The 14,225-nt window shown below is 59.6% G+C and carries 13 protein-coding genes; 3 read left to right on the forward strand and 10 right to left on the reverse strand.

From position 1 onward, the window contains the following. Window positions 1-40: 40 nt before the first annotated feature. Window positions 41-535, forward strand: a complete 495-nt coding sequence (locus tag DRW39_RS15870; RefSeq protein ID WP_116108045.1) for a hypothetical protein — start codon at window positions 41-43, stop codon at window positions 533-535. Here DRW39_RS15870 and hemW read toward each other — a convergent pair. The 4 genes from hemW to DRW39_RS15890 all read right to left on the reverse strand — a co-directional run bounded on the left by hemW (window position 532) and on the right by DRW39_RS15890 (window position 4,481). After that, on the reverse strand, window positions 532-1,695 hold the full coding sequence (gene hemW, locus DRW39_RS15875) for a radical SAM family heme chaperone HemW (protein ID WP_116108046.1): 1,164 nt from the start codon (window positions 1,693-1,695) through the stop codon (window positions 532-534). The genes DRW39_RS15870 and hemW overlap by 4 nt on opposite strands. A gap of 376 nt (window positions 1,696-2,071) precedes the next feature. Further along, on the reverse strand, window positions 2,072-2,683 hold the full coding sequence (locus tag DRW39_RS15880; RefSeq protein ID WP_116108047.1) for a hypothetical protein: 612 nt from the start codon (window positions 2,681-2,683) through the stop codon (window positions 2,072-2,074). 44 nt (window positions 2,684-2,727) lie between these two features. Continuing rightward, window positions 2,728-3,594 carry a twin-arginine translocase subunit TatC gene (gene tatC / locus DRW39_RS15885; RefSeq protein ID WP_116108048.1) on the reverse strand — a complete coding sequence of 289 codons (867 nt, stop codon included), beginning with the start codon at window positions 3,592-3,594 and terminating at the stop codon, window positions 2,728-2,730. Between the two features lie 26 nt (window positions 3,595-3,620). Continuing rightward, a complete protein-coding gene (locus DRW39_RS15890) occupies window positions 3,621-4,481 on the reverse strand; it encodes an SDR family oxidoreductase (protein ID WP_116108049.1) in 861 nt (286 codons plus the stop codon). 429 nt (window positions 4,482-4,910) lie between these two features. Here DRW39_RS15890 and DRW39_RS15895 point away from each other — a divergent pair, with 429 nt between their 5' ends. Next, window positions 4,911-5,564, forward strand: coding sequence for an ABC transporter ATP-binding protein (locus DRW39_RS15895; protein WP_116108050.1), 654 nt, complete (start codon window positions 4,911-4,913; stop codon window positions 5,562-5,564). Between the two features lie 2 nt (window positions 5,565-5,566). After that, a complete protein-coding gene (locus DRW39_RS15900; protein WP_116108051.1) occupies window positions 5,567-6,832 on the forward strand; it encodes an ABC transporter permease in 1,266 nt (421 codons plus the stop codon). A gap of 5 nt (window positions 6,833-6,837) precedes the next feature. On the opposite strand, the gene DRW39_RS15905 is transcribed toward DRW39_RS15900, so the two are convergent. The 6 genes from DRW39_RS15905 to DRW39_RS15930 all read right to left on the reverse strand — a co-directional run bounded on the left by DRW39_RS15905 (window position 6,838) and on the right by DRW39_RS15930 (window position 14,160). Beyond that, a complete protein-coding gene (locus DRW39_RS15905; RefSeq protein ID WP_116108052.1) occupies window positions 6,838-8,550 on the reverse strand; it encodes a GMC oxidoreductase in 1,713 nt (570 codons plus the stop codon). Window positions 8,551-8,655: 105 nt separating this feature from the next. Continuing rightward, window positions 8,656-9,270: a gluconate 2-dehydrogenase subunit 3 family protein gene (locus tag DRW39_RS15910; RefSeq protein ID WP_116108053.1), complete on the reverse strand. Its 615-nt coding sequence runs from the start codon at window positions 9,268-9,270 to the stop codon at window positions 8,656-8,658. 4 nt (window positions 9,271-9,274) lie between these two features. Next, window positions 9,275-10,996 carry a GMC oxidoreductase gene (locus DRW39_RS15915; RefSeq protein WP_116108147.1) on the reverse strand — a complete coding sequence of 574 codons (1,722 nt, stop codon included), beginning with the start codon at window positions 10,994-10,996 and terminating at the stop codon, window positions 9,275-9,277. A gap of 272 nt (window positions 10,997-11,268) precedes the next feature. Continuing rightward, a complete protein-coding gene (locus tag DRW39_RS15920; RefSeq protein ID WP_116108054.1) occupies window positions 11,269-12,633 on the reverse strand; it encodes a lytic transglycosylase domain-containing protein in 1,365 nt (454 codons plus the stop codon). A 152-nt stretch (window positions 12,634-12,785) separates the two neighbouring features. Then, window positions 12,786-13,868: an alpha/beta hydrolase-fold protein gene (locus DRW39_RS15925; protein ID WP_116108055.1), complete on the reverse strand. Its 1,083-nt coding sequence runs from the start codon at window positions 13,866-13,868 to the stop codon at window positions 12,786-12,788. Window positions 13,869-13,941: 73 nt separating this feature from the next. Continuing rightward, the gene (locus DRW39_RS15930) at window positions 13,942-14,160 is read right to left on the reverse strand and encodes a cold-shock protein (protein WP_116108056.1); all 219 of its coding nucleotides are present in this window, start codon (window positions 14,158-14,160) and stop codon (window positions 13,942-13,944) included. Window positions 14,161-14,225: the final 65 nt, after the last annotated feature.

The following is a 14,225-nucleotide window of genomic DNA, read 5'->3' on the forward strand; positions in this document are numbered from 1 at the left end:
GAACGCGATTACTTAGGTCGCGGCCAAAACGTCTAGCCCTATGCACACGCTTCGGTGTCTGTTCTTTTGTCTCCTCTTTTTGGGGCTGTCGCCCCTAACCCAAGCACAGGACTTCGGTTCCGCCATCGGTTTGCGCTTCGGTTATCCGCTGTCGGTATCCTACAAGAACTATCTGAACCGCACGGATGCCCTGGAGGTCTACGCGGGCTTCCGCAGCTTCGACAATTACGGCTGGTTCAGCATTAACGCAGCCTACCAACGGCACAATGATATCGCCGAGGTCTATGGCCTGCAGTGGTACTACGGCGGCGGCGCCGGCATCCAGTTCTGGAACTACGACCTGGTAGACGAAAGTTCCGTCACCCTCGGGCTTTCCGGCTACCTGGGACTGCAGTATACCTTCGTTGACGCACCGGTTACGCTCTCCCTCGACTGGGTGCCGACCGTTTTCGTCGGCCGCAAGTACGGTAGCGGGGTCAACACCTTCGGTGCCGGCTACGGGGCCCTGGCGGCTCGTTACGTGCTCTTCCGCTAGAGAAAGGCATCCGCGGCTACTCCGTCGGCTACCGCCAGTCCATCCCGCGTCAGCCGAAAGATGGCTCCCGGGGGCACTTGGCGAAGCGTACCGGCGGTAAGGTGGCGGGCGACTTCCCGCGCGAAGTGGTCCGCGCGCTCCTGGCCGAAGCGATCCGCCAGATCTTGCAGATCGATACCTTCGCTCCGGCGTAGGCCCGTCATGACGAATTCGTTGTAGCGATCCCGTTCCGTAAGTACTTCCTCCCCGTACAAGAGTGGTCCGGCACCTTCGTAATCCTCCGTGGAATGGATATCCGGCCAGACGCGTGCGTAGGCTGCATTATTGGCGACGTTCCACCGGCGCCGGTCGCTGCCGTTAAAGCTGTGGGCCCCGGGCCCGACGCCCAAATAGGGCTGCCCCGTCCAGTACCCGCTGTTGTGGCGGCTGCGGTGACCGGGCCGGGCGAAGTTGGATATCTCGTAGTGCTCAAAACCGGCTCCCTCCAGATGCTCGATCAGCATGTCGAACTGGCGGGCGAATTTATCGTCGTCGGTATCCGGTACGGCTCCGGTAGCCACCCGGTGGCCGAGGGCGGTTTTGGGTTCGACCGTCAGGGCATAGGAGGCAATGTGATTGACGCCGAGGTCGGTGGCGATGCGCAGGTTTTCGGCCCAGGTGGCGTCGCTGGTGGTTTGTGCCCCGTAGATCAGGTCGATGCTGAGATTATCGAAACCCGCAGCTACCACCTTTTCCACCGCCGAGCGTGCCTCTACGGCATTATGCGCGCGGTTCATGAAGCGCAGGTCCGCCTCGTCAAAACTCTGGATGCCGATGCTCAGCCGGTTGACGGGCCTATTCGCGAGCATGGCAATCGTCTCCGCGTCCAGATCATCGGGGTTGGCTTCCAGGGTGATTTCCGTTTCCGCGCTTCCGTCCCAATATTCCGCTTGGCGGATCGTATCGAATAGCTTATCCAGCTCGTCGGCCCGCAGCAGCGAGGGCGTGCCTCCGCCGAGGTAGATGGACGGTACCGTCTCCGCCGGTAGTTCCGTACGCCGTACTTCCAGTTCCCGCACCAGCGCATCGATTACTCCCGTACGTTGCTTCAGGTTAGTGCTGAAGTGGAAGTTGCAGTAGCTGCAGGCCTGTTTGCAAAAGGGGATGTGGAGGTAGAGCAAGGGGGATTTACGATTTACGATATTTGATTTACGATCTACGATTTGTGAGGCAGCTCGCTCCGCTCGTGGCGATCAAAGTAGGCTTTTGCGGCGGAGCGCAGGTAGTATGGCCGTTGAACAACACCCAGCCCGTTCCGGACGACTGACAACAGCCACCTGGTCGGCCGAGCGGTAGCTCGTCTTCCCAGGGGGCGGGTCGTGGAGAAGTGTTTAGGGGGGGTAACTTGGTGAAGTTGGTGGTTGGGGTAAGAGAGATTTTCGCTTCCGAACCGTCGGCGGACCAGCTATCGCTGGGCAGACGACTGGTACCCCACGAGCACAGCGAGCATCCCCGCCAAATCGTAAACCGTAAATCAGAAATCGTAAATCCCCTCTTCTACCGTCCTTTCGGGCGCCGACGCTTACCCCCGCGCGACATCATGCGGTGGCCTTCCTTGCCCATCCGCTGGGCGGCTTTGACCTGGCCGGACTGCCGCAGGGCGGTATCCAGCTGGTCGATCTGGTCGGTGATCTGGGGGAGCTTGACGTTGGTTTCCTTGGCGGCCTTGAGGTATTTCTTGGCGGCGCCGAAGTTGCGGCGGTTGGCTTCGATCTGGGCCAGCTGCAGCTTGAGCATGGCCTTTTCGTTGGCGGTGGGGACGTCGATGGCGTCGGCCTGCTTGAGGTAGCCCTCGGCGGCGTTGAGGTCCTTACGGCTCAGGGCGATAGTACCGCGCATCATGTAGTAGAAGGCGCGGTTGGCGCTGTAGAGCCAGTCCGGCTTCAGGGTCAGGTTTAGCAGTTGCTCGCCGCGGTTGAAGTCCTGCATCTGGACGGCCTTGGCGGCGGGCCCCACGGTACCCAGGAAAATGTAGCCGAGCAGCAGGATGATGCCCGCCAGCAAAAAGGGAAAGCCATACCAGAAACCGAAGGCCACCCAGAGGGCGGTACCGCCGATGATGCCGGCGGCGATCAGTGCGAATCGGATGTATGGGGGTATGATAAACATGCTGTTAATTTTAAATGCCTTTATCCTGCGCTCCGCCGCAAAAACTATTCCAAAGCGGCTTCGTATTCCCGTTGGGCACGCTTGGCCACGAAAATCGAGATTTCGTACAGCGTGTACAGCGGTAAGGCAATCAGTATTTGGGTAACCACGTCGGGTGGGGTCAGCAGGGCGGACAGGATCAGGATGCCGATGACACTGTGCCTGCGGTACTGCCGCATCGACTCCGCGGTGACGAGACCGAACTTGGCCAGAAAGTGAACCAGGACCGGCAGCTCGAAGATGAGGGCGGCCGGGAGGGTAAACATGACCATGTATCCGATAACCGAGGCCATCTTGGGCTGGTTGACCGCGCCCCCCACTTCGAAGCCCATCAGGAAGTTCGTTCCGAAGGGAGCCACGACGAAGAAGCCGAAGGCCACGCCCAGGAAAAAGAGAAAGGAACAAATCGCGATCACCCACCGGGTGGCCGCCTGCTCGGCGGGGTAAAGGCCGGGCCGGATGAATGACCAGATCTCGTAGAATACGTAAGGGAAGGAAAGCACGAACCCGCCAACGAAGGCCATCTTGACCGCCGTGATGAACTGCTCGCCGAACTCGGTGGCCTGCACGAGTACGTTAGGCGGGGAGAAGCAGAGTGCATCGCCGGTGCCGAGCCAATCCGATATGGCACAGAATACCCGGTAGCTGGGGAAATCCTCGTGGAGGGGTCCGAATAAGACATAGCGGAAGTACCAATCATTGAAAAGGAAAAGCACGATACCGCAGACGGCCATGGCAATCAGCGCCCGCATCACGTGCCAGCGCAGTTCTTCCAGGTGGTCCACGAAAGACATTTCCTTATCCATTTCGGGTATGGGCTTACCGGCCTCGTCGTATTTCCAAGTATCTACGTCCTGTTGGTCGAGTGGCATAGCGCGAAGGTACTATCTCGGGCGGTTTAGAGAAGATAATCCCGTACGGCTTCCGTGCTGTAGTCCCACAGCCGACCGGCGAGTTGCTCGTTACAGGCGGTGGGGGAAGGCTTGATGAGGCACTGGGACGGATTAAAATATCGGCCGCTCACTTCACGGACCTCCGGGCTACTGGCGAGGTAAACACTGGTGTCCGCCCCGCGTTTGGGCGTGCGGGCGAAGGGCTTGTAGAGCGACCAGACGGCTTTGGTCAGGAACTTGCCGTGCTTATTGGCTAGCGACGTGCCCACCACACCTGGGTGCAGGCAGTTGGTAGTGAGCTCCGCGCCGTGGCGCCGGTCGAGTTCCTTGGTGAATAAAATATTGGCCAACTTGCTCTGCGCGTAGGCTTTCCCCCCGCTGTATGTATCGGCACCCCGCTCCCCGCGTAGGTTGCCGAAATCGATGCCCGCCTTGGTGTGGAGGGCGCTGGATACGTTGATGACCCGACTACAGAGGTTGCTGCACTGCATGGCCGGCAGGAGGTTCAGCGTAAGCAGAAAGTGACCGAGGTGGTTGACGCCGAACTGCAGTTCGTAACCGTCTTTCGTGTGGGCCAGCTTGTCACTGTATACCCCGGCATTGTTGATGAGGACATCAAGCCGCGGGTGCTCGGCCAGGTACAATTCCGAGGCATCGCGGACGCTGGCCAGGTCGGCCAGGTCGAGGGGAATGGTGTCAATATTTTCGTTGCCCGTCTTCCGGACCAGCTCGTCGGCCGTCCGCTGGGCCTTCGTCTCGTCACGGCAGGCCAGCACCAGATGGTAGCCTTTATGCGCCAGGCGCTCGGCGGTAGCCCGGCCAATGCCATCATTAGCTCCTGTGATGAGTACGGTTCTGTCTTGCATAGTCTCCTGGGAGGTAACGCTTGGGAGGGTTGGGCGGTTGTTGGAGGGGGGAGGAGAGCTCCCGTTGGTCGCGGTGGAGCTTGCGCTTCGCGCTGCGCGGTAGAGCTCACTGCGTTCGCGGTAGAGGCTGCGCGGTAGAGCTCACTGCGTTTGTGGTAGAGGCTGCGCGGTAGAGCTCACTGCGTTCGCGGTAAGAGGCTGCGCGGTAGAGCTCACTACGTTCGTGGTAGAGGCTGCGCGGTAGAGCTCACTACGTTCGCGGTAGAGGCTGCGCGGTAGAGCTCACTGCGTTCGCGGTAAGAGGCTGCGCGGTAGAGCTCACTACGTTCGTGGTAGAGGCTGCGCGGTAGAGCTCACTGCGTTCGCGGTAGAGGCTGGTGCTTCGCACGGCGCGGTAAATGATGTGTGGCTAGTGTGTACTTTTGGGGTGTGCTAGTTACCCGTGATTTGTCGTACAGCTACCGTGCCGGGGGGGCGGGGTTTTCTTTTCCGGACTTGTCGGTCGGGGGGGGGGAGGGGGCGCTGTTGTTGGGGCCCAGTGGGTCGGGGAAGTCGACGTGGTTGCACTTGTTGGCGGGTATACTGACGCCGACGGGTGGTCGCGTGACGCTGGACGGGACGGATTACGAGAGCCTGGCCAGAGGTGACCTGGATCGCTTCCGGGGGCGGCACATCGGGCTCGTGCTACAGCGAGCGTACTTCGTGGAGGCGCTGAACGTGGTCGAAAATCTGAGTTTGGCGCGTAAGCTCGCGGGACTGCCGCCGGACCGAGACTTTATCCAATCGGTGCTGGACGGGCTGGCGATCGGGCAGTACGGAAATCGTAAGCCGGGGGAGCTGAGCGTGGGGGAACAGCAACGGGTGACGATCGCGCGGGCACTGGTGAACCGTCCGAAATTAATCCTGGCGGATGAGCCTACCAGTGCGCTGGACGATGCGAATGCCGGGCGGGTGAGCCGACTGCTCCGCGAACGTGCCGCCGAACTAGGAGCTGCCCTGGTGGTCGTGACGCACGATGGCCGGCTGCGGCCCGATTTTTCGCGAATCGTGGAAATTGAGCCCGCCAACGTACAAAACCAATAAGCTTGTCCCTACTTAGCCTGGCACTCCGCAATCTGCTTTACCGACCCTGGACGACGGCCCTGAGCCTCATTCTGGCGGCGCTCGGTGCGGGGCTCATCAGTCTCATCCTGCTGCTGAGCTGGCAATTGGAGCAGCAATTCGATCGCAACCTGGCCGGTATCGATCTGGTGGTGGGGGCGAAGGGAAGCCCGCTCCAACTGATGATGTCGAGTATGTATCACATCAGCTCCCCTACCGGGAACGTACCGCTGTCCGGTGTGAAACCATTCCTGAATCCCAAACACCCCTACATCGAACTGGCCGTCCCCTTATCGCTGGGCGACAGCTACCGCGGGCGTCGGATCGTTGGCACCCGCGCATCCTTTCTGGAAGTGTACGGAGCCGAACTCGCTAGCGGTGAACTGTGGACCGCCCCGATGGATGTTGTTGCCGGTGCGACTGCCGCCCGGGAGCTCGATCTTCAGGTAGGCGACACCTTTCAGAGTAGCCACGGACTGATCGAGGATGACGACCTTACCCACCGGGATGCCCCCGCCTTTACCGTTACCGGTATCCTTGCCCCGACGGGTACGGTTGCGGATTTGATCCTGCTTACCCCGACGGAAAGTCTGTGGGCCGTGCACGATACCCACGACCACGAAGCGGCGGAGGGCGAAGAAGATCACGACCACGACCACGAACATGCTGCCTACGACGTGAGCGCACCACTGACCATATACGATGACGAGTCGATCACCTCGATCCTGCTGAAGTTCAAAGGGACCAGCGTGGTCGGACTGAATATGCAGCGCAGCATCAATGAGAATACCGAGATGCAGGCGGTCACCCCGAGCGTACAGCTCACAGAATTATATTCGACGGTCGGGCAGGGGGAGGATGTGCTGCGGCAGCTGGGCTACGTGGTGGTCGTGGTCAGCATCCTGAGCATCTTTATCGGCCTGTACAGTTCCCTCGATCGGCGGCGTGGCGAGTTGGCACTGTTGCGGACACTGGGGGCCGGGCCCGGCAAATTATTCGGACTTCTGTTGATGGAGGGCACCATCACGGCCGTAGCCGGGGCGATACTGGGGCTGCTCGCCAGCCACCTCGGACTCTGGTTAGTCGCCCGCTACTTCGCCCGGACGTACCGCTACGACTTTCAGTCCCTGGTTTTTCTGCCCGGGGAGGCATATCTGCTCCTGGGTGCGCTGATCGTCGGGATCGTGGCCGCCTTCATTCCGGCGCTGCGGGCTTCCCGGACCGATGTACACCGTACGCTCAGCCGCTAGTGGCCTCAGATGGTTCCGTTCTTCTTCAGTTCCTTGTCCATGTAATCCACCGCGCGAGCGGTCATGGCCATATAGGTTATGGAGGGGTTCTGCGTGCCGGAGCTGGTCATGAAGCCGCCGTCGGTGACGAAGACGTTGGGAACGGCGTGGACTTGGTTCCACTTATTCAGGACGCTGGTACGCGGATCGCGGCCCATGCGTGCGGTACCCATCTCATGGATGCAGGCACCCACGGCGGTGGGGCTGTTGTAGGTTTCGATATCCTTGAAGCCGGCGGCCTCCATCATTTCGGCGAGGGCGTTGACGCCGTCTTCCCGCAGCTTGCGTTCGTTCTCCTTGAGACCGGCGTCAAACACGAGGGTGGGGATGCCGTAAGGATCGGTTTTGTCATCGCTCAGGAACACGCGGTTATCGTGGTAGGGCAGCAATTCCCCGAAGCAGGTCGCCTGAAAGCGCCAGGGGCCCGGGGTGCTGATCGCCTTCTTGAATTCCGGTCCGAGAGGAGCGTTCATGTCGGTAATACGATCGATGCCGCCCTGGTAGCCGTACCCCCGTAGGAAGTCTTGCCGGGTAGCGTCGTTGATGTTCCGGAACCGGGGAATGTAGAAGCCGCGATTGGGCTTCCGGCCTTTGTAGTACTCATCCTCCATGCCCTCGAATACACCGGATCCGCCCATCCCGTAATGGTGGTCCATCAGATTGTGGCCAAGCTCGCCGCTGTCGTTACCGAGCCCATCCGGGAAGCGCTCCGATTTGCTGTTGAGCATGATCGCGGTGGAACCGATGGTACTGGCATTGCAGAAGACCACCTGACTGAAATACTCCCGGGTCTCCTTGGTTTCGGCGTCGATCACGTTCACTCCGGTCACACGCTGGGTCGCGTCGTCGAAGATCAGGGAGTGTACGATGCTGTGGGGCACGATGGTCAGGTTGCCGGTTTCCTGCGCTACGGGAATCGTCGAGGACAGGCTGCTGAAGTAACCTCCGAAGGGGCAGCCGCGCCAGCAGCGGTTGCGGGCCTGACACTGCCCGCGGGTACCGTGGTGTAGTTCGGGGATATACTTGGTGAGATTGGCGGTCCGGGCCGAGATCACGTTCCGCTCGGGGAAGGTTTTTTCGACCGCCTGCTTAAAGTGATCCTCCGCGCAGTTTAGCTGGAAGGGGGGAAGGAACTCCCCGTCCGGGAGGTGGGAAAGACCGTCCTTATTACCCTGTATGCCAACGAATTTTTCCACGTAGGTGTACCAGGGTTCAATGTCGGCGTAGCGAATCGGCCAATCGACGGCTACTCCGTCTTTGAGGTTCGCTTCGAAGTCGAGGTCGCTCCACCGGTAGCACTGCCTGCCCCACATGATCGACCGTCCGCCGAGATGGTGGCCGCGGATCCAGTCAAAGCGCTGAATTTCGTCGTAGTCATACTCGTCGTCTTTGACAATCCAGGGTTTGTTGTCTTCATTGACCCACCAATTGAGGCGGTTTTGCTTGAAGTAGTGGGCGGCGATTTCCTCGCGGGGGACTTTGTTCAGAATGCCCAGGTCCCAGGTGTCCAGGTTGGCTGTGGGGTAGTCGCCGTGCTCTACCATCCGTCCGCGTTCGAGCATCAGCACTTTATAGCCCTTTTTGCAGAGTTCCATGGCGGCGTATCCGCCACTGATGCCGGAACCGACAACGATAGCATCGTAGGTGACCTCTTCGCGGCCCTGGGAGTTGAATTTCATAGATCGATAAGTAGAATACATGAAAAGAGGTAGCCCCACCTCCGAAACGAAAGCGAACGTATGGTCGGGCTACCCCCTGGCGAAACTAAAATGTAGGTCGGTGGCCTAAATAGCCCAGGCTTTGCCCCCGGTCAGTTCCTGCAGGTCACCGCAGGGAATGTATTCTCCCGGCACGGGCAGATAGGCTAATACTTCCGTTCCGATCGGTTCGCTATTGAACCAGGCTCCGACGATCTGCGACTTGAGGTCGAAGTAGGTATCGCGGGCGGAGCCGTCGACTTCCGGCATCGTATCCCAATCGGTGTCGGGATTCTTGTAGTGGAGATCCTGGTCCTGCAGGTAGACCAGTGATTTCTCCGAATCCATTCCATTGAACGGGCCGGCTTCATCGGCGTCCATGCGTTCGCGTAGCGCCGTGAGGCCGTCACGGAATTTCGAGCGGGCTTCTTCCGTATAGACCTGACCGACCATTTTATCGACAACCTCGGGCACGCCGACGTCAAGGGCGCCCGGGGTGTCCGTGGTGGGGATCATCGTATCGGCGAGCTTGGAGATGAACTCGTACTCATCTTCGTTGAAGAAGGTGGGTTCGTAAACCGCTTCGCCGGCGGCGACGGCTTCGTCTCGTTTGCAACCGGCGAGGAGGGCGGAAGCGACGGGGGCGCTGACGGCCATCCCGGTGATGTAGGCGGTATACCGCAGTAATTCTCTTCTTTTCATCTTCCTAGATGTTCATCTTTTTAAGTTCGTTAACGGCGTGGTCCGCGGCGCGGGCGGTGAAGGCCATGTAGGTTAGCGACGGATTCACGCAGGCGGCGGAGGTCATGAAGGCGCCGTCGGTCATGTAGACGTTTGGAGCGGCCCAGAGCCGGTTGTGTTTGTCTACCACGCTGTTATTCGGGCTGCTGCCCATGCGGGCCATGCCCATCTCGTGAATGCCGAGGCCGGGGTAGGAGTGCGCATTGTAGGTGCTGACATTCTTGAGGCCGGCCGCTTCCAGCATTTCGGCGGCATCGTTCATCATGTCGTCGACCATGGCGTACTCGTTCTCGCCCCACTTCGCGTTGAAGGTAAGGGTGGGGAGGCCGTCCTTATCCAGTTCATCGCGATTGATGGTCATCCGGTTGTTGGTATCGGGCAGGGTTTCGGCGAAACTGGTCAGGCCCATCGTCCACTTACCCGGGCGGATCAGCGACTCTTTCAATTCGGGACCGACTTTGACGTTCATTTCCCGAACGAGGTGGCTCCAGCCGTTTCTTCCGGCTCCTCCCTGGTAGCCGAAGCCGCGGAGGTAGTCCCGCTTACTATTGCGGTCGCCGAGGTTTTGGTAGCGGGGAATGTAGACGCCGTTTGGTTTGCGGCCCTTTTCAATCTTGTCGCCGTAGTCATCGGTGTCGCCGTTGGCACCCACGCGGAAGTGGTGATCCATGATGTTACCGCCGAGTTCGCCGCTGGTGTCCATCGTCACGCCTTCTTCGTGCTCGGTATTCATGACGATGTAGCTGCTGGGGATTGCCGAGGCACAGAGGAAGATGACCTTGGCGTAGGCTTCGTGATCTTCTCCGCTTTCGGTATCGCGGAAACGGACTCCCTTTGCTCGCTTGTTCTCCTTATCGTAGATAAGGCTGTAGACCGAACTGTTGGGGCGCATGGTCATATTTCCGGTTTCCATCGCCACGGGTATGGTCGAGGAGACACTGCTGAAGTAGCCGCCGTAAGGACAACCCCGGATGCAGCGGTTACGGAACTGACAGGCTCCCCGGGTACCGAGGTGTACGCTCGGGTCGTAAGCGGTGAGATGAGCCACTCGGCCGGCGGTAACGACCCGGCCGCCCATGTTTTCAGCCACGCCCTTGCGAACCTGATCTTCGACGCAGTTTAGCGGCATCATCGGCAGGAAGTTCCCGTCGGGTAGCTGGCTCAGGCCGAGTTTTTCTCCGCTGATACCGGCGAAGGTCTCGACGTAAGTGTACCAGGGGTCGATATCGGCGTAGCCTACCGGCCAGGGGGTAGCGATCCCGTCGCGGGCGTTGGCCTGAAAATCGAGATCGCTCCAGCGGTAACTGTGCCGGCCCCACATAATGGAACGGCCGCCAACGTGGTAGCCACGCATCCAGTCGAAGCGTTCGGTTTCACTGTAGGGGTGCTCGTCATCCTTGACGAACCAGTGCTTGCTCTGCGGCCTCACCGTATAACCCGTGCGGTTCTGCTTGGAGTAATGTTCCTTGATCTCCTCGGCGGGCACGTTGTTCCGCAACTCCAGATCCCAGGTATCCAGGTTGGCGGTCGGATAGTCGCCGTGCTGTACCATCCGGCCCTTCTCCAGTACAAGCGTCTTCAGCCCTTTTTTGGTCAGTTCCATGGCGGCCCAGCCGCCACTGATCCCCGTACCGACGACGATTGCGTCGTAGGTGACTTCCTCGTCACCCTGCGAATTGAATTTCATATGATCGATTTGTTCGTTCCCCAATAAAGGAGGCCGTAAAGTAACAATAATGTTCCAGCACGGATGCGAACAACCCGTCCTTTCGTGGTCAACCGACGGACTTTCCCATATATCCTATGGGCACTTCGGGAAAAGATTTGAACAAATGATCTATGCGATTCTCGCTCACGTGGATCACAAAAATCACTGCACGCTCTGCGGCCCCGTTTCTAAGGGCGAACGAATAAAGTATCCTGCTGACTGGTAGGGTGGTAAAAGAGAGGATACTCCGTCTAACGGGCCGACTTCGGAGTAACGAGCGAGAGCAATACCTCCCAAAACGACTTGCGCGGGGTTTCGGCAATCTTAACGCCGGGTAGATCCGGGAAAGGGTGGGTGACCGCGGGGCTAACGGATGGGGTGGCGGAAGCGGTTAAAGCGGCGGTTGGATCCGGCACGTCTTGGACTCTGGTGTCGTAGGGTTGAAAGGTTTCTACTTCGTAGTAGACCATTTCGTCGCCGGCGGACAGGCTGTCCACCTCGCCCCGATCGCTCCACACTAACAGTCGGTCCACCGGAAGGCCATGCCGGGTGGCGACCTGCCGGGCAAGCGTATCTCCTTCCTGGACCGTGATGTCGCGGCGGGCGTAGTAGCGATCACCGTCAAGTTCTCCCTTCGCCGCGAGGGGGTGGGTCCAGGGTAGATAGATTTCGTCTTCCGGCGTTTCGGCCGGATGCGTTTCAAGATAAGTGAGCATCGCCGGTATGACCCGGGAGGGCAGCTGTAGGGAGTGCCCACCGCGCAGACCGGGCAGGTAGCCCCGTAGGTACTGGGGGTTCATTTCGATGACCACTTCCGGACGCAGGCCCGTGACCTGGGCTACGCGGTAGAGGCTTAGTTTACGGTCTACGGTGATCCGCTCGGTCACCTGCTGATCCAGCGGAAGCCGGGTAGCATCCAGACCGTAATCATTGTGGTAGGTCATTAAGAAGACCGCGGCAATGAAGTTTGGTACGTAATGGCGTGTTTCCCTGGGCAGGTATCTGCGCAGCTTCCAGTAATTCCGGCTTCCGGAGCGTCGAATGGCCCGGTTTACGTTGCCGGGGCCGGAGTTATAGGCGGCGAGCGCCAGGGCCCAGTCGCCATACCGTTCGTGCTGCATACGGAGGTAATCGAGCCCCGCTTCGCAACCCAGCCAGGGATCCAGGCGCTCGTCCAGTTCGTCGTTTACGATGAGGCCGAGTTCGCGGGCCGTTCCGGGCATGAGTTGCCAAAGCCCGCCGGCGCCTACCGGACTGACCGCCCAGGAGCGCAGGGCGCTTTCCACTACGCTGAGGTGCTTTAGTTCGAGCGGTAAGTTGGCCGCTTGCAGTTGCTCTTCGAAAATCGGGAAGAATCGGGCTGACCGTCCAAGCACCCGCCCGCTGGAAATAGGCCAGTTTCGTATGTAATTGACGACCCGGTGATAAACCGCGTCGTCCATCCGGTAATCCAGCAGCGAACCGTCGAATTCCTCGAGACGCCGCTCCACTTCTTCCCGTGTAAGATCCATGATCTGGCGGGCGTACTGCTCGGCTTCGGCCTCGGAGAGGGGAGCGGTGGCTGCGACGGGCAGACCTAGCAGGCAGGAGAAGAGAAGGAGGTAGAGGGGTTTCAATAGTTGGAGCTCAAAGGGTACCGGGGTAGTCGGACAAGATAACAAGATTCCTCATACGAAGCGACCGGTGTCACCGGGTGCCTATATGTGGGCGTGGCTATTGAACAGCAAACGGTGCGCTTTTAGTGCGGCGGAGCATGTATTTACGTGGCCTACTGCGTAAAGAATAACCATTCGATGGCCAGCGGAAATTCGCTACCCCAGCGGGCTTCATTGTGCTGGCCGAAGGGGTCGACGGCCAGGCGAATGTCCAGACGGGTGGCGCCGGGCTGCCGGGTGATTTCCTGTTGAAACCGCTCCATATTCGGCACCATGGTCTTGCTCTCCGCCTGGCCGCCGTACAGGTAGATGCGGCCGCGGTACTGGTGCGTCAGCTTCATCAGTCGAAAGGGGATTTCCGGGGTTACCCAGAGGCTGGGGCTGAAGATCATCAGCTTCTCGTACACCGCCGGATACATGATCCCCGCATAAATACTGATTAGTCCGCCGAGCGAACTGCCGCCGATTCCGGTGTGCGCCGGTTCGGGCATCGTCCGAAAGTGGCGATCCACGTAGGGCTTGAGGGTTTCGGCAAGGAAGCGGACATACTTTCGTCCGTCTCCCCGGCCGAGTCGGGTTTGGAAGGATGGGGTAAACTCGCTTACGCGTTCCGTGTCGGCGTGGTCGATAGCGATGACGATGAGGTCGCCCATTCCACGTTCCGTCAGGTGGGCCAGACGTTTGTCGACACCCCAGCTTCCGTAGGGTGCATATTCGTCAAAGAGGTTCTGACCGTCTTGGAGGTAGAGTACGGGATATCGCTTATCGCTATCGTAGTAATCGTGGGGGAGCAGTGCCGCCACCCGCCGTGTCCGGATCAGCTCCGGGATCTCGAAGGCTTCGTGAATGATCTCGACCTTCGGCAGGTAAGATGGATCGTAGATCAGCCCCGGACTGGCCCAGCGCTCCACGTGATCGGGAAGTATCCAGGGGACGCTGGTATACCGACTGTGATTGGGCACGTTGGAGCCGTCGGCACCCAATTCGACGCCTTCCCAACCGCCGCGGGTGAATTTGTATTCCACGTGTTCCACTTCTTCCCCGAGGTGCAGGGAGAGCGCGTAGGCTCCGGGCTCACCGGCCGGGTGCATGCGGTAAGCCTCATCGCGAGCATTCCAGTGGTTAAAGGTCCCCGCTACGTAGATCGGTCGCGGATCGTCAGTGGTGGTGAGGAGTTGGAGTTGGCGCTCGGGCATCTTATTTCTTATAGGCTACGCAAAGGTAAGGTACCCTCGTTCCGAAGGCGTCCGGAATGAGCGGCATACGGTCTCAGGCGAAGCCCGCGATCTCCACCTCGTCGGCGTAGTAACCCTGGCGACCTTCCCGCAACCGAAAACGGACCCGGTCGCCCTTACGCGGTGGTCGGCCGGCAAGATTTTGCGAGCGAAAATGAAATTCTTCCCGGGTGCCTTCCAGGCGAAGGTACCCGTAGCCCTTATCCACGAGAAAAAACACGACGACTCCGATGACGGGTAGGGACGAATCCATATGATGATACGAGACGGAAGCCCGAAATTTTGCGGGCGGCATGGTTTGAGTTGGAGTAAGTAAGG

Source organism: Lewinella sp. IMCC34191, assembly GCF_003390935.1.
GTDB lineage: Bacteria > Bacteroidota > Bacteroidia > Chitinophagales > Saprospiraceae > Neolewinella.

Bases quoted from the DNA above. Each gene is read 5' to 3' on its own strand.
- DRW39_RS15870 (WP_116108045.1), top strand. From the start codon at position 41: ATGCACACGCTTCGGTGTCTGTTCTTTTGTCTCCTCTTTTTGGGGCTG.
- DRW39_RS15880 (WP_116108047.1), bottom strand. From the start codon at position 2,683: ATGTTTATCATACCCCCATACATCCGATTCGCACTGATCGCCGCCGGC.
- tatC (WP_116108048.1), bottom strand. From the start codon at position 3,594: ATGCCACTCGACCAACAGGACGTAGATACTTGGAAATACGACGAGGCC.
- DRW39_RS15890 (WP_116108049.1), bottom strand. From the start codon at position 4,481: ATGCAAGACAGAACCGTACTCATCACAGGAGCTAATGATGGCATTGGC.
- DRW39_RS15905 (WP_116108052.1), bottom strand. From the start codon at position 8,550: ATGAAATTCAACTCCCAGGGCCGCGAAGAGGTCACCTACGATGCTATC.
- DRW39_RS15910 (WP_116108053.1), bottom strand. From the start codon at position 9,270: ATGAAAAGAAGAGAATTACTGCGGTATACCGCCTACATCACCGGGATG.
- DRW39_RS15915 (WP_116108147.1), bottom strand. From the start codon at position 10,996: ATGAAATTCAATTCGCAGGGTGACGAGGAAGTCACCTACGACGCAATC.
- DRW39_RS15925 (WP_116108055.1), bottom strand. From the start codon at position 13,868: ATGCCCGAGCGCCAACTCCAACTCCTCACCACCACTGACGATCCGCGA.
- DRW39_RS15930 (WP_116108056.1), bottom strand. From the start codon at position 14,160: ATGGATTCGTCCCTACCCGTCATCGGAGTCGTCGTGTTTTTTCTCGTG.